Raw genomic sequence first — 20,553 nt, 5'->3', positions numbered from 1 at the left:
TAAGCAAATACATGACCCCGATATTTTAAGTAAAACATTAGCCTAAGATAGGATATATACCCTAGCCATTTCACACGAAGGTAAGCCTTGTTTTTATTTACGACTATCAATGAAAAAATTAAAAGCTCAGCCTTAATACAATAACGCCTATAAAAGCAGTCGCTAACCCAATAAGTTCTTGGCGGGTAAAAGAATCTTTTAAAATAATCCGAGAGTACAACAGAATAATTAAAATATTCATTCCAGAAATAGCAGAGACTAGGCCTGTATTACCAATTGCAAAGGCAGATATTATTGCAGCCATGCCGGCAACATTGGTTAATCCAATCAATAGCCCACAACAAAAGGTCTTGATAACTGACCAACTAGGTCGATGATCATTGTTATCATGAATAATATTTTTACGCTTGCTTATCCAACTCATAGCAAAAAGAAAACTACCAAACCCAAACATTGAGGTTAAAGTTGCAAAGGTATCTGCGGCCAGAAGCGTCGACTGTTTCCCTAATAAATCATTAAACGAAAAGAATAATGCCGCCAACAGTCCCCATTGTGCTCCTTGTAAATTACTTATCGATATATCATTAGAATAACGGATAATATAAAGACCAGAAAAAATAATAAAAAATCCGATAAGTTGAAGTGTGGTCAAGGTTTCTTGCCATAATAAAAAAGCAAAAATAAGCACAAATAAAGGAGTCAGCCCGGATAAAATACTAATCAGAGAAGCTTTACCAACAGAGAAACCTTTATGTAAAAATGCATTTGCCGCAAAAGAGCCAAAACCTAATGCGAGTCCAACACTAATATCTGCCCATCCATACCATTGCTGATTGAACAGTAGGACACTGGATAGACTAATCAGAAAACCGACAAAAAAGACGCCAAATAGTAATAAATTACGATCTAATCTTTTTTGTGATGTCCATTGATACAATATCCCTCTTACACCAAAAAACAATGTCGCCAGTAAGGCATAGACAATCCACATAATGAAATAATCCTTTTAAAAATAGTATGAAATAATGCGATAAAAAATAATAACTTAATCAATGGGTCTGTTTGAATACAACAAATACTGATAATTAAAAAGTTATCTGTAAATACAGGCGGGCAAAAAAAATGCCCGTTTAAGAGGGGAATTTAAGGACAAAATTCCTAAAAAAATTAATAATGTAACGTACTGATATAGAAATTTTCATAGGGCTAATATAGCAACTTAAATATTATCTTCAAGCTTATCGATAGATATTTAAGGTAATAATTTGAATATAAATGATTGTTACATTAGTCCCTTATTTAAAATAAAAAACCAGCATATTTTTTAACGGTATTGCGCTGCAATATATCTCACTCTTATATTGCGAATCACATTACCACTGTTATGACTTGTGTTATAAACACATACCCGCTTTAAATCATGATGAACAACTAAGGTGAGATACGCCACCAATATTAAAGAACTCCAGTGGCTTCAACCGATAATATTTATCTTCTATATCCTGTGACTGCTCTGCATAGGGTTGTGTCATCACATCCTGCAACTCTCGGATTAACGCATAATTCCCAACTGCGGCTTGCTGATAAGCTGGCACGACTAACCATTCCCGTAAAATGTATTTTGGATTAACACACTTCATTTGCTTAGAAACAGCTTCCATCGTTCTGGGCGTCATACCATTTGCATCACAATCGGTATTAAGAAGCGCTTTCCATTTTACAAACCACTCCATCCAACGTGTATCTATTTGATTGGTGTCTGGGTCATGTGCAACATTATTATTTAAAGCCGTATTGACTGGGTTATAAAAGCTTTTTTTGAGTGGGCGAATATCGCTAGGTATCGACGATAGCTCTCGGAAGAAAATAGTATAGTCGACATGAGTTTGTATCATCAGTGTTTGTAACTCATTAAGTAGAGCTCTATGAGAAGCAACCTTCAACGTGCTAAGACCCAGTTTAGCAGCCCACATCGCGTCCATTTCTGTGTTTATAATACTCGGAAATTCACTTTGAATCTCATCGAGAGCATGTAAATGCTCCTGCTCTCCTGCCAGTAAAGGTCGTAACGCTGAACAAAACATATCGAAATTGCTTTGTGCTGCCTTAGGTTGATTCATAAATGAAAAGTGATTGCCGCCTCCAGTCCAAGGTTGATATTGTGGATTAAACAGATCGCAAAAGCCGAAGGGACCATAATCGAGTGTAAAACCACCAGCAGCACAGTTATCACTATTAAAGTTTCCCTGACAGAAACCAACGCGGATCCAATTCGCTATCAATGATGCGAGACGACCACGAAACTCGCTCGCCAATAACAGAATTTTTTCAGGCATGCTAAGTTGGCTATCGATAACATCAGCGTACTCTCGTTCAATCAAGTGCAGCACTATTTTTTCAAGTTCTTCTATCGCGTTTAAGTTGTCATCTTCACGCATACGGCGAGCGAACAGTTCAAGTTGGCCGACACGAATAAATGATGGCGCTACACGTGTCGAAATGGCAGCAGCTTCAGAGATATACATATCAGGATTTTCCGACCGCGAGCCTTCCGCATACCACCCACGCTTTACCGTTTCGCTTTTTGAAACGTACAAACTTAACGACCGAGATGAAGCAATACCAAGCGCATGCATGTGCTCTTGAGCCAAAAACTCGCGAACACTCGAACGTAATACGGCACGACCATCGGCACCTCGACAATAGGGTGTGCGTCCTCCTCCTTTTAACTGCATCTCCCAACGTTGACCATTGATAACCGCCTCAAGTATCGAAATTGCACGGCCATCTCCATACCCATTATCTGTTTGAAAGAGGCATTGATGCGTAAATTCAACACCATAAATAGACAGTGCATACCCAGTCGCCCACCCCACTTTACGCATTGGCACTGGAACTTGAGATATATCGCCAGAGAACACTCGCATAAACTCAACGGATTCAGCCATCTTGTCGTCGAAACCTAGCTCAGAAAAAAAAGAGTGACTATGCACAACATATTCTGGATCTTTAATAGGGGTTGGATTGACAGGCACATAATGACCAGAAAAAACTTGTCGTGGTGCATGGTCAGCACCATTTACTGTCGCATCCGGATCACAATTGAGTGTATCCATAAGGGAATAATTTGCCAACTTAGCAAGTTCACCTAATGTGGATATAACAGGCGTCGATTGACTGCTGGAAGTTTTCTTCGATTGTTGATTTGTCATCATTATTTATACCAAGGTTTTTGTTAGGATATATGTTAAAACTTTGTATCCCCTCCGTTCTATTAGAGAGTTATATACTTCTAGCATCGTACCCGTTAAGTGGAAATGATTAGCTAACTTTATTCCCGATTCAAGCGTTATTAATAGATTTAACTAATAGTTGAACATCCATAAAATTTAATTATAAAAATAACATGCCATTAACAATCAGTCACATTAAAAGTGCATAACGTCCATTATATTTATCAATAACAAATTGCTAGCTTTAATGCATAATCGACTCTAAAAACACCGAGTAAAACAATAAAATTAGATTTACTATGTTTTAAAATCTGTATAAGTATCCGTAATTAAATGTCTATCTCATTAGCCATCAGTTACACTATTGCCAATAAAATAATTTAAGCAAACTCATTTAGTACCCAATATAGTACCCCATGAGACAAAGTTAGAATAAAAAAGGCATAAAAATCAAATGAGTAAAGCAAATATCCAGTGGTTCCCAGGGCACATGCATAAAGCACACAAACAAATTAAAGAAGTCTTGCCTCAGGTTGATATTATTATCGAAGTCGTTGATGCCCGTATCCCCTATAGTAGTGAAAATCCATTAATTGGCGCTATTCGTGAAAAAACGCCATGCATTAAAGTATTAAACAAATCTGATCTTGCGGATCCTGAAATCACACAGCAATGGATTGAATATTTAGAACAAGACCAAGATATTAAAGCAATTGCGATTACCACCAGCAAACCTGAACAGGTACATCAAATTACAAAGCTTTGTGAGCAAATGTTGCCAAATCGTCTTGGGCAAGATAAACAAATCAGAGCAATGATCATGGGGATCCCAAACGTAGGTAAATCGACCATTATCAATATTCTTGCCGATAGAATTATTGCTAAAACAGGTAATGAACCCGCCGTCACAAAAAATCAACAACGCATACGTTTACCAAGCGGCATTATGTTATCGGACACACCTGGGTTTTTATGGCCAAAAATTGAAAATGCGAATTCGGGTTATCGTTTAGCGGTAACAGGCGCAATTAAAGATACTGCTATTGAGTATGAAGATATTGCGTATTATGCAGCAGAATACTTAATCGAACATTATCTACCGCGCTTACAAAAACGCTACGAGTTTGAAGAAACACCACAGTCTGACCATGAATTAATGGAACTGATTGCTAAACGTCGCGGCGCCTTACGGGCTGGAGGACATTTCGATATCTATAAAGTATCAACTATTTTGCTAAATGAATTGCGCTCAGGTGCACTTGGCCCAATCAGCATTGAAACCCCTGCAATGGCAGTTGTCGAAAAGGTTGAAGTTGCGGAATTAATGGCAATACAAGCTGAAAATAAAGTTGAGAAAAAGAAAGCCAGAAAACGTAAATACAATAAACGTCGTTAATCTTAACTAAAGAGAATTAAATTCTCTCGGCAAGTTTACTAAAATGATCTAACTGGCTTTTTTCTTATAGGCACGCTTTGCGGTTGTGCGTTTACGTCTAGTTTTTTTAAAGGGATTAGCACTGCTCGGTAAATTTGTTAACGCTTGCGGGCCATCGGCAATCGCTTTATCAATAATACCCTGCAATTGTGTTTGTAATGGCTGCATGAAATGTTGGTAACTTTGTGTTTTTTCACAGATACCATTTAATTGCATTTCCCATTGTGCAGTCATATCAGGTAACGTTAGCATCTCAGGGAGACTCGCAATCAATTTTCGGCCGGTTTCAGTTGCCTTGATCACTTTCCCCTCACGCTGCAGAAAACTACGTTTAAATAATAACTCAATAATACCGGCACGTGTTGCTTCAGTCCCCAGCCCATCGGTCTCTTTTAGAATGGATTTTAACTCACTATCTTTGACATAGCGGGCAATATTACTCATCGCCGCAAGTAAGGTCGCATCGGTAAAATAAGCAGGAGGTTGTGTATTTTTTTCGATGACTTCGCCTTGATTACAAAATAATGCTTGCCCTACTTTCAACACAGGTAAAAAAGTATCTTTTTCATTTAGATCAAAAATGACCTTCCAACCATCTCGTAATTTCGACTTCGCTTTCGCAATAAAAACGCCTTTATTTATTTCAATCTCTGCAATGCATTCTGCATACTCATAATCTGGGTAAAATTGACACAAATATTGTTTAGCAATTAAATCGTATATATTTTGTGCAGTTTTATCTAGATTACTCAATGACTTATGTTTATCCGTTGGAATAATCGCGTGATGGGCATCAACTTTACTATCGTTCCAAGCCCGTCCTTTAATGGATAAATTTGCGTTATCCACAACTTGTTGTAGTGACTTTTGGTTATTGTGAATAGCCTTGAACACAGAGCTAGCCTGACTATGATGATTGCGCGGTAAATATCGAGAATCTGAACGAGGATAAGTTATTAACTTCTCTTTTTCATATAAATTTTGACAAATATCCAATACCTGTTGTGCGCTATAGTGATAACGTTTTGCCGCCGCAATCTGTAATGCAGATAAATTATAAGGTAATGGTGCAATTTGCTTTTTATTTTTAGCCGTATACGCCGTCACTAAAGCAGGTTGATTTGTTATTCGCGTCGCAACATTTTCGGCTAAGCCTTTAACGACAACACGCCCCTCTTCATCTTGATATTTTTCACACGCTTCGCTGGGTTTCCACTTTGCAGTAAATAATTCATTATTAGGCGAGTTATTCGTTTGTAGATGCGCCAACACTTCATAAAAAGGCTTACTTACAAATTCTTCAATCTGAAGATCACGCCTTGCGACTAGTCCTAATAACGGAGTTTGCACTCTACCGACGGAAATAACTCCGCGATAACCGGACTTTTGTGCTTGTAATGTATATACGCGAGTAAGATTTAAGCCGTAAAGCCAATCAGCTCGTGTTCTCGCCAAAGCCGATGTTGATAGTGCAATAAATTCTTGATTCGACCGTAATGCTTGCAATGAACGTTTTACCGCATTGGTCGTTAAATCACTAATTAAACAACGTTCAACTTGTTTTAATTTCGCTCCTTTAACGCCACTAAAATGGATCACCTCATCGACTAATAATTGCCCTTCGCGATCTGGATCACCTACATGAACAAGATGGTCTGCTTGTTTAATTAATTTCTTAAGAATGGTTAATTGTTTACTGGTTTTTGGATTGGATTTTAATTTCCATTCTTGAGGAATAATGGGAAGGTGTTCAAACTGCCATTTTTTATAAGCTGGATCATAAGCTTCAGGATCAACTTGAGTAAGTAAATGCCCGATACACCAACTTACCACATCCCCATTACCAACATAGATACACCCTTCTGCTTTACGATGTGGTTTAGGTAATGCATCGACAACGGCACGCGCAAGGCTTGGCTTTTCAGCAATATAAAGTTTCATAAACACCAACTGTTTTTATAAACAGTATATTGAGTTTTTAATCAAATTCAAGTTAATCACTAAAAAGTCTGCTCCAATGCTTCTTTGTTTACCTAAAATTGCTAATTGCCACAGAAGGATTAGATATAAAAAAAACAAAAGTTTCACTCAATATATTTTCAAATAAGGCGATAATACTATTACAGAATAAATGTAACTCATCTAAATCAAGGTGTTATTACAATAGTTTATTAACACGATTATTTTGATAAATAGGCTTTCTATTGAATTAACTATTTATCATATACGACCCACTTATAACTAAAATAAAAAATGTAAGGATACATAATGGCCGTTGAGTTAGAACCTTTTTTCCAGCCAATTATTGATGTTAATAATGGGTTGATTGCTTATAATGAAGTGCTTGCTCGGAAAAAAAGACAAGATACTGGTCGATATGTTTCTGCAGGTGCTATTTTTTCTTCCCCTGCACTATCATTGAATCAAATTTTACGATTTGATAAACAAGTAAGATTTAAAGCATTTGAAAAATATAAAACCTATGATGGTGACGCTCATCTATCCATCAACATATCGCCGAACTGGTTTAATGAACATGCGCCTTTTCTTAAATTAGCAGAACATGAAATTCCAACATTAAGCATGCTGAATGACTGTGGCATCGATCCCCAGCGAATTGTTATTGAGTTAACTGAATATGCGGGTGATAAAGCCCTAATCCAACATTTTGTCAACGCTTACCGAAAAATGGGCGCTAAGATTGCGATTGATGATTTTGGCACGGGATTTTCTCAAATCGATAGATTAATCGAAATTGAACCCGATATTATTAAATTAGATATGAGTTTATTCCAACGTTCACTTATCAGTAATTACACGTTAGACCTAATTAAAGTGATTGCCAGCTTTGCTAAAAAAACACACAGTGAACTCATTTTCGAAGGTATTGAAACTATCGAACAGTATAAAATTGCAGTGGATTCAGGAGCAGATCTTGTTCAAGGTTATTTATTCTCGCAAGCTAAACCCGAATTTTTTCAAGACAATCATTTTGCCGAAAAAATAAAAACATTGTCTCCTCAAAAACACACTATCCTATCGAGTCCGAACAATCACGAGGATAGAGCTGAACAATGGCGAAATAAACATGTTAGTGCATCGTCAAGGTACTCGAGCGGTAAAACTATCCTAAACTAAAAAGCATTAATCTATTCGATGATTTAAATTGTGTTTTTGTAGGGTATAATTATTGTTATAGGATCTTTTCACTTGGAGAATAACAATGCGGATCATAGCTAGCATATTATTATCAACTGCCTTACTCGTCACTGGGTTTCCTATTTTTGCTGCGGAATCTCAGAGCAATATATCGACTAAATGGGATAATGCTAAGAATTCAACCCAAAAAGCATTACAACAAAGTAAAGAAGCCGGTTCAGCTATTTGGGAAGCCAGTAAAGAAAGCTCTCAAGAAATATGGTCCGATAGTAAAGAAATGAGTGAGCAAGTTTGGGATGATGTGAAGGAAAAAAGTGCCACCGTCGTTGAAAAAGGTCAAACACTATTAAAAAAAGGTAGTGATAAAATGGGCAATCTACTAGAAAATGAAGCAGAAGAAGTTCAACCTGAAAACACCGATATCATGCTTTAATTTATAACAACACTCCAGTTTACTGATCGTTCCTGTTACAATCTCGTTTTTTTAATAATTGGATATAAAATGAATAACGATCCCCTCCATGGCGTTAAGCTCGAACAAATATTAATTGCGCTAGAAAAAGAGCTAGGCTGGGAAAAAATGGGGACGCTATTAAATATCCGCTGTTTTATTAATAATCCACGTCTTAAATCTAGTTTAAAGTTTCTCAGACAAACTCCTTGGGCACGCAGTAAAGTTGAAATTTTGTATCTCAAAACGTTTTGTAGTAAACATAAGGAAACTGGCAAATTAATTCGTGCTATTCTGGCTCAAAAACAAAACAATCCAACAATTAAAAATGACCAGCCAGAAAGCTTTAGCTGGCCTAAAATTAAGCATTAAACGAAATAATAACAATAAAGGATATTTTGTTTTCGTGATAAAATATTACTGTACTGTTTTTCAAAGAAATAATTTGAATAACAATTAATTTAGCATTAGGAAAAGACAATAATGGCACACCACAACAAATTTGATTACCGCATAAAACAAGAAGGCGACTCATGGATTGCGGAAATCACACGTCGAATTACAGCGCGTAAAACGAGTGTATCAAAACGTGAAAAAGGCTTTGAAACAGAAGCATTGGCCGAAGAATGGGCGAAAGAGCAATTAATCGATTACGTTGCACATCAAAAAGAAAGTAATAAACGTAAAGCAGAAAAGCGTGCACTTCGAAATGAACTAGCAGCTAAAGCAGCAGCAGAGCACGCAGCTGAAGTTGCTTCATTTGCAAAGAAACAACTTGAAGAATCAGAAGAAGATTAAAATCCCATAAAAAAAGCCTCGTTAAATTGAACGAGGCTTTTTATTTTAACTTACATAATAACGCTTATTTAAGTCAGTTTACCAACCAGTCACTTCACGTAATGCTTTGCCGATTTCAGCAAGAGATTTAGTCGTTTTTACGCCCGCATCTTCTAATGCTTTAAATTTATCTTCAGCCGTACCTTTACCACCAGCGATAATCGCACCAGCATGTCCCATACGTTTGCCAGCAGGTGCAGTCACACCAGCAATATAAGAAACAACAGGTTTAGTCACATTTGCTTTAATAAAAGCAGCCGCTTCTTCTTCCGCAGTACCACCAATTTCACCAATCATAACAATGGCTTCAGTTTCAGGATCGGCTTGGAATAGAGTTAAAATATCAATAAAACTAGATCCTGGAATAGGATCGCCACCAATACCAACACAAGTTGATTGACCAAAACCTTCGTCGGTTGTTTGTTTCACAGCTTCATAAGTTAATGTACCTGAACGTGAAACAATACCCACTTTCCCTTTTTTGTGAATATGTCCTGGCATAATACCAATTTTACATTCATCGGGAGTAATAACGCCAGGACAGTTAGGACCAACCATCACAACACCAGCTTGATCCAGTTTAATTTTAACGGATACAAGGTCAAGTGTTGGGATACCTTCCGTGATTGTCACAATTAATTTAATGCCTGCATCAATCGCTTCTAATATTGCATCTTTACAAAATGGTGCCGGCACATAAATAACAGAGGCAGTAGCCCCCGTAGCTTCAACAGCATCACGCACGGTATTATATACAGGTAAGCCTAAATGTACTTGTCCACCTTTACCAGGAGAAACCCCACCAACCATTTTTGTACCGTATTCAATCGCTTGTTCTGAATGAAATGTTCCTTGACCACCAGTAAAGCCCTGGCAAATTACTTTTGTGTCTTTATTAATTAAAATACTCATTATTTGCCACCTACCGCTTTCACAGATTGCTCAGCTGCATCGGATAATGATGTTGCTGCAATAATATTAAGACCAGACTCAGCTAAGATCTTACGACCTAAATCAGCATTGTTTCCTTCTAAACGAACAATAACAGGTACCGAAACGCCAACTTCTTCTACTGCGCCAATAACACCTTCAGCAATTAAATCACAACGTACAATGCCACCAAAAATATTGACTAGTACCGCTTCAACTTTATCGTCTGAAAGGATAATTTTAAATGCTTCGGTTACACGCTCTTTCGTTGCACCACCACCAACATCCAAGAAGTTTGCAGGGTTACCGCCGTGCAAGTGAACAATATCCATTGTCCCCATCGCCAAACCCGCACCATTAACCATACAGCCAATATTACCATCAAGGGCAACGTAGTTTAGCTCCCACTGTGCTGCATGAATTTCTCGTGCATCATCTTGAGTTGTATCATTAATTGCGTGTAACTCTTTTTGACGATACATCGCATTCGAATCAATAGAGATTTTTCCATCTAAACAAATAAGGTCATCAGCACCGGTAACCACTAATGGATTAATTTCTAATAGTGCTAAATCTTTTTGCTCAAAAATAATCGCAAGGCCTAAGAAAATTTTAGTAAATTGACCTATTTGCTTGCCTGATAAGCCTAATTTAAATGCGAGTTCACGCCCTTGGTAAGCTTGAGCACCTACCAATGGGTCAATTGTAACCGTATGAATAAGTTCAGGTGTTTCTTCTGCTACCTTTTCAATTTCAACGCCACCTTCTGTTGATGCCATAAATGTGACGCGTTGAGATGCGCGATCAATAACCGCACCTAAATAAAGTTCATTTGCAATATCACTGCAGCTTTCTAATAATAATTTATTAACGGGCTGACCATTTGCATCTGTTTGGTAAGTAACGAGGTTCTTTCCTAACCATTTATCTGCAAATGCACGAATTGATTCATGAGAATCAACTAATTGCACACCGCCAGCTTTACCACGGCCCCCCGCATGAACTTGACATTTAATAACCCATCGTTCACCACCTAACTCAGATGCTGCGTTTACAGCATCTTCAGCTGTATCACATGCGATTCCCTGTGGAACGGGAAGTCCATACTCTTTAAATAACTGCTTCGCCTGATATTCATGCAAATTCATGATTCATTTCCATTTTTAGTTTTAACTACTGACTATATTATATAGTCGATATTGTCTTAGCAAGAGAACATAGTTACCAAACTCATTGATTCGACGCTATATTTTAAAAACTCATTGCTCGTATTTAAAAAATACTGTTTTATACATTCAATAATAAACGAGCAGGATCTTCTAGTAACTCTTTTATTGTCACTAAAAATCCAACGGCTTCTTGGCCATCAATCAAACGATGGTCATATGAAAGCGCCAGGTACATCATTGGTAAAATAACCACTTCACCATCAACTGCCATCGGTCTTTCTTTAATGGTATGCATGCCTAAAATAGCAGCTTGAGGCGGATTAATAATTGGCGTTGATAATAGTGATCCGAATACCCCCCCATTAGTGATAGTAAAGTTACCACCAGAAAGATCATCCGTCGTCAGTTTTCCATCTTGACCTTTGATTGCCAACGCTTTAATTGTTTGCTCAATTTCAGCAAAACTTAATGTATCGGTATCATGTATAACCGGTGTTACTAATCCTCGTGGTGTCGCAACGGCAATACTGACATCAAAGAAGTTATGATAAACAATATCATCGCCATCAATCGAAGAATTTAATAATGGGTAACGCTGCAGTGCTTCAGTAACCGCTTTGATGTAAAACGACATAAAGCCTAAACGGATGCCATGTTTCTCTTCAAATTGTTTTTGATATTTTTTACGCAAATCTTTAATCGGCTGCATATTGATTTCATTAAAAGTCGTCAACATGGCCATTGAACTTTGTGCTTCTAATAATCGTTCAGCGACACGCTTACGGATACGCGTCATCGGTACACGTTTTTCACGCTCTGCGTTATCAATTTCAGCGGGTGGATTCTGCACTTTGTCTACGTCAGCGCGTGTTATTCTACCGCCTTTCCCAGATCCCTGAATTTGGCTTGAATCGATATCATGTTCATTCATCAATCGTCGTAATGAAGGACTGGCATCAGCGACCTGTGCTGGCTCTTCCTTTGGCACTTCAGGCGCGGGTATATCACCTTCTTCCAACTTGGCCAATAATTGCTTAGACAGTACCGTTGCACCTTGTTCTTCAATAATTGTTTCTAGCACTCCTGAAGCTGTTGCTAATACCTCTAAAATAACTTTATCGGTTTCTATCTCAACAAGTACTTCATCACGTTCAACAAAATCTCCCGCTTGTTTGTGCCACTGTGCAACAGTCGCATCTGCTACTGACTCGGGAAGTTCCGGAACTAATATTTCAATCATCATTAATACTCCCTAGTATTTATTATTCAGTTTCTTTGAATCCAAGTGCTTCATTTACTAACGCTTTCTGTTGCTTTAAATGCAAGGACATATAACCAACCGCTGTGGAAGCAGAGGCTGCTCGACCTGCATATTGTAATCCTGCACCTTCAGGAATAACTGACCTGAAATGATGCTGACTACAATACCAAGCCCCTTGATTTTGTGGCTCTTCTTGACACCAAATAAAATCTTTAACATGTGCATAATCAGCAAATATTTTTTTCACTTCCTCAACGGGGAAGGGATATAGCTGCTCAATACGAATAATTGCCACATTATTCAATTCATTATCACGTCTTTTTTCTAGCAGATCATAAAACACCTTGCCACTACACATCACGACACGGTCAACAGCTTTTAGATCTAGCGGATCTATTTCGGCAATCGCATTAAGGAATGTACCTGAAGAAAACTCTTCCAAATGAGAAACTGCAAGCGGATGACGTAATAAGGATTTAGGCGACATCACAATCAACGGTCTACGCATGGAACGAACGACTTGTCGACGTAACATGTGATAAACCTGTGCAGGTGTCGAAGGAATACAGACTTGCATGTTATGTTCAGCACAAAGTTGTAAATAACGTTCAAGTCGTGCTGAGGAATGTTCAGCTCCCTGCCCTTCATACCCATGTGGTAACAAGAGTGTTAAACCACACATGCGTCCCCATTTTTGTTCACCAGATGATAAAAATTGATCGATAACGACCTGTGCACCATTGGCAAAGTCACCAAACTGCGCTTCCCAAATGCACAAACCTTTCGGTGCGGCGGTTGAATAACCATATTCGAATGCAAGTACAGCGGCTTCAGATAAAACGGAATCATGAATATCGAAATGTCCTTGATTCGCCGATATATTCTGAAGAGGAACATATGCTTTACCTTCACCTTGCTCGTAAACAACAGCATGACGATGGAAGAAAGTACCTCGACCTGAATCTTGACCAACTAAACGAATATTATATTTTTGATCCAACAAAGTCGCATAAGCTAAATTTTCTGCAAATCCCCAATCACACAGTTTTTCCCCCTGTGCCATGAGCATTCTGTCTTTATATATTTTTTGCACCCGAGAATGAGCTTGATGATCTTCGGGATAACGACCAATGACTTTCCCTAATTCACCTAGTCGCGTAATCGAAAACTGAGGTTCATAGGGGGTATCCCAATCGTGTTTTAAGTATGGCGTCCAATCAACCGACACACGTTGTACCGTCTGCCTTTCTTTTACAACGCACTCACCTCTATCTAATGCATCACGATAATCAGTCACATATTGTTTACCTTCACCGACTTTTATAACCGCTTCTTTTTCAAGCTGATTAGCATAAATTTCACGCGTGGTCGGATGGGTTTTAATTTTTTTGTACATTCGAGGTTGTGTTGCTTTTGGCTCATCGGCTTCATTATGACCATGACGGCGATAACAAACGAGTTCAATAACAACATCACGCTTAAAGGTATTGCGGAAATCAAGCGCAATTTGCGAAACTAAAATAACCGCTTCAGGATCATCACCATTCACATGAAAAATAGGTGCTTCGACCATTTTAGCAATATCAGTACAATAACGCGTTGAGCGAGTATCTTCCAAATTAGAGGTTGTAAAACCGATTTGGTTATTGATAACGATACGCACCGTGCCGCCCACTTTAAATGCACGTGTTTGTGACATATTAAAGGTTTCTTGGACGATACCTTGCCCAGCAATTGCGGAATCACCATGAACCGTTATTGGTAAGACGCTTTGCCCAAGACTATTTAAACGTTCTTGACGTGCTCGAACCGATCCTAATACAACCGGATTTACGATCTCTAGATGTGATGGATTAAAAGCTAAGGAAAGATGGACATTTCTTTTTGCCGTTTTGAAATCGCTACTGAAACCTTGGTGATATTTTACATCACTGGATCCTTGAATTTCACCATATTTACCTGCAAATTCATCAAATAATGCATTAGGTTTTTTCCCAAGTACATTAACAAGCACATTTAATCGTCCACGATGCGCCATACCAAGTACGACTTCTTCAACACCACTATCGCCAGCATTTCGCACCAGTTCTTTTAGCATTGGAATAAACGAATCGCCCCCTTCAAGGGAAAAACGTTTAGCGCCAGGAAATTTAGCTCCTAAATAACGTTCAAGACCTTCGGCAGCAGTGAGCTCTTCTAGGAATACTTTTTTGTCTTCGTCAGTAAAAGATGGGGTGCTTTGACATAACTCTATACGCTTTTGTAACCAGTTACGCTCTTCCGCATTACCGATGTGCATATATTCCGTCGCAATTGAACCACAGTAGGATTTATCTAATGCTGTAATGATATCTCGAAGCGGCATAACATTAATGCTTTCACCATAAGAACCAAAACTAAATTTTTCATCGAGGTCAGCATTATCAAGACCATGATAAGCAAGTGTTAATTCTTCAATAACGTCGTCAGTTTGCAAATGCAATGGATCAAGCTTGGCTGCTTCATGGCCACGAATACGATACGCTTCAATTAAATGCAAAACCTTTACTTGCTTGGCATCGTTAGGGATAGAAAATTGGGCACTACTAATATGTTTTGACTTTCTAGCTGATATTTTAATCTGTTCTCGAATCACTGAATGTATTTCTTCGGGAGATTCATTTACTTTAGGTAAGTGAGAAAATAGAGTTCGCCATTTTGTGTCTACTGTTAGTGGGTCCTGCAAATAAGACTCATAAAGTGCTTCAATGTAAGTCGAATTTGCCCCAGATAAATGAGATGAAGCTAACCATATTTCCATAGCATTATTAGCCATTAAAATTCCTTATGATTCTTTCAAATTTTATAGAGAAATTAGATATTCTTTATAGCTCTACTGTTTTCTTGCGGTGTTGATGAATTATTATTTTACATATTTGTAACGAAATATGGCTTCATTTTTTAAAAATAGATAACAATTTGTACCATACTGATAACTAAGTCACGTTGATTAACAATAGTCCTATAAATTTTCTGTTATTTTTATTAAATATTAAACTAATTGTGACAATAAATAGGCAAGTAGGTCGACAATTATTGAATCTTAATTGTCATACTTACTCTTTTTACATTTTAAACAGACTAAGCACTAAATTATAGTTGATAAATCTATTTTTACTCTAAAATATGTATTTACAAACTGCTATCGCCGCAAGAAACACAATAATAACCTTCTGATTATAAATGAAAAAATTATTATTGTTGAGTTAAAAATAGCAAAGTTGAGATGTCAAAATTGACAATAACAAAGTAAGCCTGTAAATATATAGTGCAATTTTAGTTCTAGTCTTACAAATATAGGGGCATAAAATGACGAAGCAAACAGCAACACTTCAATTACCCGGCCAAGAAGCCATTGAACTACCAATAATAAAAGGCAGTGCAGGTAATGATGTGATTGATATTAGTAAATTGGGTGCAGCAGGTTATTTTACATACGACCCCGGATTCTTAGCGACCGCTTCATGTGAGTCAGCAATTACTTATATAGACGGCGATAAAGGTATCCTTCAACATCGTGGTTATCCCATTGATCAATTAGCAGAAAAATCCGATTACCTCGAGGTTTGTTTCTTATTATTAAATGGTCATCTACCCGATAAAGATGATTTTAATAAATTTCATCATGTTGTTTTACATCACACCATGATCCATGAACAATTAGCAAAATTATATCAAGGTTTCCGTCGAGACTCTCATCCAATGGCTATTATGTGTGGTGTTGTCGGTGCCTTATCTGCCTTCTACCATGATTCACTTGATATCACCAATGAACAACATCGTGAAATTGCAGCTTATCGTCTTATCTCTAAAATGCCAACATTGGCTGCGATGAGTTACAAATATTCAAATGGGCAACCTTTTATCTATCCTGATAATAAACTTTCCTACGCCGGCAATTTCTTAAAAATGATGTTTGCTGTGCCCTGTGAAGATTATGTAGTTAACCCAGTATTAGAAAGAGCAATGGATAAAATATTCATTCTCCATGCTGACCATGAACAAAACGCATCCACCTCAACGGTTCGTTTAGCCGGTTCATCGGGAGCAAATCCATTTGCTTGTATCGCAGCAGGTATCGCCTCTTTATGGGGACCTGCACATGGTGGTGCAAATGAAGCTTGTTTAAATATGTTAGAGCAAATTGAAACGGTCGAGAATATTCCTGAATTCATCAGAAAAGCGAAAGATAAAAATGACCCTTTCCGTTTGATGGGCTTTGGTCACCGTGTTTATAAAAACCATGATCCGCGTGCCACCGTTATGCGCAATGCCTGTCATGAAGTGTTAAATGATCTTAAAATTGATGATCCACTACTTGATGTTGCTAGAGAACTTGAACGTATCGCACTAGAAGACCCCTACTTTATTGAGAAAAAACTATACCCGAATGTCGATTTTTACTCAGGTATTATTCTTAAAGCGATGGGTATTCCTAAATCAATGTTTACGGTTATCTTTGCCGTTTCTCGTACTGCAGGTTGGATTTCGCACTGGAAAGAGATGCTTGATCAACCTGGACAACGTATTGGGCGTCCGCGTCAATTATACACAGGTGAAGTTGATCTTCATTTTGACCCAGTAGACGATCGCTGTAGCTAATTGGTATAACAACCACGCAAAATAGACTATTTTTTTATTAACTAAGCCAGTATTATACTGGCTTTTTTTGTGAACAATAAAAATGACTATCTACCTAACAGAATTGACCAATGATAAATCGTATTTTCCAAGTCTAGACTCTGCATTAAAGGATCCAGATGGATTGCTTGCAATAGGCGGAGATTTAAGCCCAGAACGTATTATTAGTGCCTATAGACAAGGAATTTTCCCTTGGTTTAGCGATGGTGATCCCATTCTGTGGTGGAGTCCTAGCAAACGTGCCATTATCCAACCTACTGATTGTCACATCAGTAAAAGTATGAAAAGACTAATTCGAAAAAACACTTTTATAGTTACCGTCAATCACGCATTTTCAGACGTTATTGATGCTTGCGCACAACCACGAAAATCACAAGCAGAAACGTGGATCTGCACGGCAATGATAACCGCCTATAATAAACTCCATCAACTCGGATATGCACACTCAATCGAGGTATGGAAAGAAAAACAATTAGTAGGAGGACTGTATGGAATGAGCATTGGGAAATTTTTCTGTGGCGAATCGATGTTTAGTATAGAGAACAATAGTTCCAAAATCGCTTTTATTGCATTAAACCAGCATTTAAGCCAGTTTGAAAATACTTATATTGACTGCCAAATGCAAACATCACATTTAAGCAGCCTAGGCGTTAAAGAAATAACAAGAGAAAAATTTATTCAGTATTTACACACAGCCAAAGAGCAATCATTAACTGAACACTGTTGGACACCTCAAAATATAGTATTAACAACTCTCTAGCTGTTTACTAATTCCCTTTAATACTTCTTTACGGGTAATAAGGCCAATAAACACATTATCATCGTCAACCACAGGATAAATTTTAGGTTTTGTTTTAAGCATTAGCTGTGCTAAATCGACAATACTACAGTCAGCTTTAATCGTCACCGCCGGCGTAGACATAATGTCTTCAACGAGCGCAATTAACTCACAGTGGTAACTTGCATTTAATACACGACTTAAGCAATCTTGCTCTGATAACCAACCGATGACCTTACCACTATCATCAACTACTGGACCACCTAAAAACTTATGGGTTAATAATTTGTTAACAGCATTCGCTACCGGCATGTCTTTTTTAAAAAATAACGACTTTCCAGCCATAAAGTGTGAAACTTGTAAATTATCCATCTGTGCTCCTTGATGCTTTAACTTAATTTGAAATAATCAAACTATATCAATCTCTTTATAGTAGATTAAATATGATATAAAAAGATAAATTTATCGCTAAAATCAACGCTAGCGACCAAACTTAAATAAATATTACACCTATCACAAAATAAAAACCAAATGCTTTTACCTATCAAACTGATTAAGCATTTGTTATCATTAACAATAATCTTTTATTACCGTATTATCTGGTGTCTTTACAAATCAATAGATAATTACTCGATTTACTATAAAATATATTCGAATTATTTAATTTTATAAAAGGTGGTGCTATGGCCTCTTTACAGGATCAACTGTTAAAGTCTGGACTTATTAACAAACAAAAAGCAAAACAAGTTCAAACAGATAAACGTCGTAATGCAAAACAAAAAAAGAAAAAGGGAACCGTTGAAATTTCAGCAGCCCAACTTGCAATTAACGAACAAAAAGAACAACAAAGAAAACAAGATTTAGAAAAAAATAAAGAAATTCAAGCACAACTAGCAGCACGTGCAGAACACGGTAAACTTATACAAATGATCGCTCAGCATTGCGAGAAAGATTATCATGGTGACGTGGATTATCACTTTACCTTTGCAAATAAAGTAAAACGTATTGCAATTAATGAAAAAACCCAACAAAGTTTAATCAATGGCGGATTGGCTATATGTGCACTTAATGAAGAGTTCTATCTTATTAATAAAGAAGCTGCCAGCAAATTACGTGAGATTGATGATTCTGTTCTTGTTTCTCTTCATGACAAAGTCGAAATATCTGACATTGAAGAAGAAGACCCGTATGCTGAATTTGCTATTCCCGATGATCTTATGTGGTAATCACATACAATTGAACAAACACGAAAAGGTAATAAATGAAATATAAATGGATTCTATTTGACGCCGACGACACCTTGTTTCATTTTGATGCATTTAGCGGCTTACAATTGATGTTCTCTCGCTATGATGTTGACTTTACACAGGAAGATTTTGCGCACTATCAAAGTGTAAACGCACCGCTGTGGGTTGACTATCAAAATGGTTCAATCACCGCTAAACAACTGCAGCACAATCGTTTCCAAGCGTGGGCAGAAAAACTACAAGTTAGCGCACAGACGTTAAACAGCGAATTTATTGGTGCAATGGCAGAAATTTGTACCCCATTGCCGGGTGCAAAGGAATTATTAGATTCGCTGCATGGAAAAGTAAAAATGGGCATTGTTACCAATGGTTTTACTGCCTTGCAGGAAATTCGTTTACAGCGTACGGGATTTTCTGGTTACTTCTCGTCGCTCACAATTTCTGAACAGGTTGGTGTTGCAAAACCAGATCCTGAAATTTTTAACTATGCCTTTACAACAATGGGGCAACCGGAAAAGCACGAAATACTGATGGTAGGTGATAATCCACATTCCGATATACTCGGTGGACTTAATGCTGGTATCGATACATGTTGGTTAAATATAGCCGGTCTCGATAATCCAGAAAATATTACGCCAAATTACCAAGTTCGCTCTTTAACGGAACTACAATCATTATTGGCTAGCTAGTTAATTCGTTCTTGTATAGGCGCTATCATATATAGCGCCTATATTCCTAACCGTGCATAATATATCTAAGGTTAATCTCGAAAGTTATTAAACTGAAAAGGAAGTCCTAATTCAGCATTTTTAATCAATTGCATTGCCGCTTGAAGATCATCACGCTTTTTACCTGTTACACGTAATTGCTCACCTTGAATAGCAACTTGCACTTTCAATTTATTGTCTTTAATAAGTTTTACTACTTTTTTCGCAGTAGGTTGATCAACGCCCTCTTGAAATTTTACAATTTGAGAGACAGTTTTCCCACTGTGTGCGCAAGCTTCCGCTTCCATTGATGCCGTATCAACACCACGTTTTACCAAATTTTTACGCAATATATCTAATAACTGCTGTAGTTGAAATTCATGTTCAGCATGCATTTTTGCGGCGTCTTTCGTCATTTCAAAACTAGCTTCAACACCACGAAAATCAAATCTAGTGTCTAATTCTCGGTTTGCATTTTGTACTGCATTTTTAACTTCAACCATATCGACTTCTGAAACTATATCAAATGAAGGCATCTTTTTTCCAAAATAGTAGATTATCTAATAAGCCCATCTCAATAAAAAACAGGCAAGCTACCTATTAATTTATCAGAATTAAGGGGTTTCTTCTAGACCAACTCAGTGGCTTCCATGAAATGTATTATTC

The 20,553-nt window shown here is 37.5% G+C and carries 18 protein-coding genes; 9 read left to right on the top strand and 9 right to left on the bottom strand.

The window, feature by feature from the left end; all coding sequences use genetic code 11:
• Positions 1-118: 118 nt before the first annotated feature.
• Both ACR30L_RS07680 and ACR30L_RS07675 read right to left on the bottom strand, forming a co-directional pair.
• Complete coding sequence (locus ACR30L_RS07680) at positions 119-991, bottom strand: EamA family transporter (RefSeq protein WP_435237439.1); 873 nt, start codon at positions 989-991, stop codon at positions 119-121.
• Positions 992-1,418: 427 nt separating this feature from the next.
• Positions 1,419-3,212, bottom strand: coding sequence for a protein adenylyltransferase SelO (locus ACR30L_RS07675; protein ID WP_435237888.1), 1,794 nt, complete (start codon positions 3,210-3,212; stop codon positions 1,419-1,421).
• 475 nt (positions 3,213-3,687) lie between these two features.
• Between ACR30L_RS07675 and ylqF the strand changes: the two genes are divergently transcribed.
• Positions 3,688-4,629: a ribosome biogenesis GTPase YlqF gene (gene ylqF, locus ACR30L_RS07670; RefSeq protein ID WP_435237438.1), complete on the top strand. Its 942-nt coding sequence runs from the start codon at positions 3,688-3,690 to the stop codon at positions 4,627-4,629.
• Positions 4,630-4,677: 48 nt separating this feature from the next.
• On the opposite strand, the gene ACR30L_RS07665 is transcribed toward ylqF, so the two are convergent.
• Complete coding sequence (locus ACR30L_RS07665; protein ID WP_435237437.1) at positions 4,678-6,609, bottom strand: DNA topoisomerase III; 1,932 nt, start codon at positions 6,607-6,609, stop codon at positions 4,678-4,680.
• Positions 6,610-6,936: 327 nt separating this feature from the next.
• On the opposite strand from ACR30L_RS07665, the gene ACR30L_RS07660 reads away from it, so the two are divergent.
• The 4 genes from ACR30L_RS07660 to ACR30L_RS07645 all read left to right on the top strand — a co-directional run bounded on the left by ACR30L_RS07660 (position 6,937) and on the right by ACR30L_RS07645 (position 9,076).
• Complete coding sequence (locus ACR30L_RS07660; protein ID WP_435237436.1) at positions 6,937-7,806, top strand: EAL domain-containing protein; 870 nt, start codon at positions 6,937-6,939, stop codon at positions 7,804-7,806.
• A gap of 85 nt (positions 7,807-7,891) precedes the next feature.
• Positions 7,892-8,260, top strand: a complete 369-nt coding sequence (locus ACR30L_RS07655) for a hypothetical protein (RefSeq protein WP_435237435.1) — start codon at positions 7,892-7,894, stop codon at positions 8,258-8,260.
• A gap of 69 nt (positions 8,261-8,329) precedes the next feature.
• Positions 8,330-8,650: a VF530 family DNA-binding protein gene (locus ACR30L_RS07650; RefSeq protein WP_435237434.1), complete on the top strand. Its 321-nt coding sequence runs from the start codon at positions 8,330-8,332 to the stop codon at positions 8,648-8,650.
• Positions 8,651-8,761: 111 nt separating this feature from the next.
• Positions 8,762-9,076, top strand: coding sequence for a DUF3622 domain-containing protein (locus ACR30L_RS07645; protein ID WP_435237433.1), 315 nt, complete (start codon positions 8,762-8,764; stop codon positions 9,074-9,076).
• 78 nt (positions 9,077-9,154) lie between these two features.
• Here the strand turns inward: ACR30L_RS07645 and sucD are convergent, their stop codons facing one another.
• The 4 genes from sucD to ACR30L_RS07625 all read right to left on the bottom strand — a co-directional run bounded on the left by sucD (position 9,155) and on the right by ACR30L_RS07625 (position 15,290).
• Positions 9,155-10,027 carry a succinate--CoA ligase subunit alpha gene (gene sucD, locus ACR30L_RS07640; protein WP_435237432.1) on the bottom strand — a complete coding sequence of 291 codons (873 nt, stop codon included), beginning with the start codon at positions 10,025-10,027 and terminating at the stop codon, positions 9,155-9,157.
• Positions 10,027-11,193 carry an ADP-forming succinate--CoA ligase subunit beta gene (sucC, locus tag ACR30L_RS07635; RefSeq protein ID WP_435237431.1) on the bottom strand — a complete coding sequence of 389 codons (1,167 nt, stop codon included), beginning with the start codon at positions 11,191-11,193 and terminating at the stop codon, positions 10,027-10,029. The genes sucD and sucC overlap by 1 nt, the downstream gene beginning before the upstream one ends.
• A gap of 139 nt (positions 11,194-11,332) precedes the next feature.
• On the bottom strand, positions 11,333-12,457 hold the full coding sequence (gene odhB / locus ACR30L_RS07630) for a 2-oxoglutarate dehydrogenase complex dihydrolipoyllysine-residue succinyltransferase (RefSeq protein ID WP_435237430.1): 1,125 nt from the start codon (positions 12,455-12,457) through the stop codon (positions 11,333-11,335).
• 19 nt (positions 12,458-12,476) lie between these two features.
• A complete protein-coding gene (locus tag ACR30L_RS07625; RefSeq protein WP_435237429.1) occupies positions 12,477-15,290 on the bottom strand; it encodes a 2-oxoglutarate dehydrogenase E1 component in 2,814 nt (937 codons plus the stop codon).
• A gap of 533 nt (positions 15,291-15,823) precedes the next feature.
• Between ACR30L_RS07625 and ACR30L_RS07620 the strand changes: the two genes are divergently transcribed.
• Together ACR30L_RS07620 and aat are read left to right on the top strand one after the other, a co-directional pair.
• Complete coding sequence (locus ACR30L_RS07620) at positions 15,824-17,116, top strand: citrate synthase (protein WP_435237428.1); 1,293 nt, start codon at positions 15,824-15,826, stop codon at positions 17,114-17,116.
• Positions 17,117-17,198: 82 nt separating this feature from the next.
• Entirely contained in the window at positions 17,199-17,915 is a 717-nt protein-coding gene (gene aat / locus ACR30L_RS07615) for a leucyl/phenylalanyl-tRNA--protein transferase (RefSeq protein ID WP_435237427.1), read from the top strand.
• Here aat and ACR30L_RS07610 read toward each other — a convergent pair.
• Positions 17,901-18,305, bottom strand: coding sequence for a CBS domain-containing protein (locus ACR30L_RS07610; RefSeq protein WP_435237426.1), 405 nt, complete (start codon positions 18,303-18,305; stop codon positions 17,901-17,903). The genes aat and ACR30L_RS07610 overlap by 15 nt on opposite strands.
• A gap of 311 nt (positions 18,306-18,616) precedes the next feature.
• Here ACR30L_RS07610 and ACR30L_RS07605 point away from each other — a divergent pair, with 311 nt between their 5' ends.
• Complete coding sequence (locus ACR30L_RS07605) at positions 18,617-19,159, top strand: DUF2058 domain-containing protein (protein WP_435237425.1); 543 nt, start codon at positions 18,617-18,619, stop codon at positions 19,157-19,159.
• A gap of 35 nt (positions 19,160-19,194) precedes the next feature.
• Complete coding sequence (yjjG, locus tag ACR30L_RS07600) at positions 19,195-19,869, top strand: pyrimidine 5'-nucleotidase (RefSeq protein ID WP_435237424.1); 675 nt, start codon at positions 19,195-19,197, stop codon at positions 19,867-19,869.
• 71 nt (positions 19,870-19,940) lie between these two features.
• On the opposite strand, the gene ACR30L_RS07595 is transcribed toward yjjG, so the two are convergent.
• Positions 19,941-20,423, bottom strand: coding sequence for a YajQ family cyclic di-GMP-binding protein (locus ACR30L_RS07595; RefSeq protein ID WP_435237423.1), 483 nt, complete (start codon positions 20,421-20,423; stop codon positions 19,941-19,943).
• Positions 20,424-20,553 lie beyond the last annotated feature (130 nt).

The organism is Psychromonas saccharinae (assembly GCF_051201515.1).
Taxonomy (GTDB): Bacteria; Pseudomonadota; Gammaproteobacteria; order Enterobacterales; family Psychromonadaceae; genus Psychromonas.
This window is presented reverse-complemented; position numbering and strand designations above follow the sequence as displayed.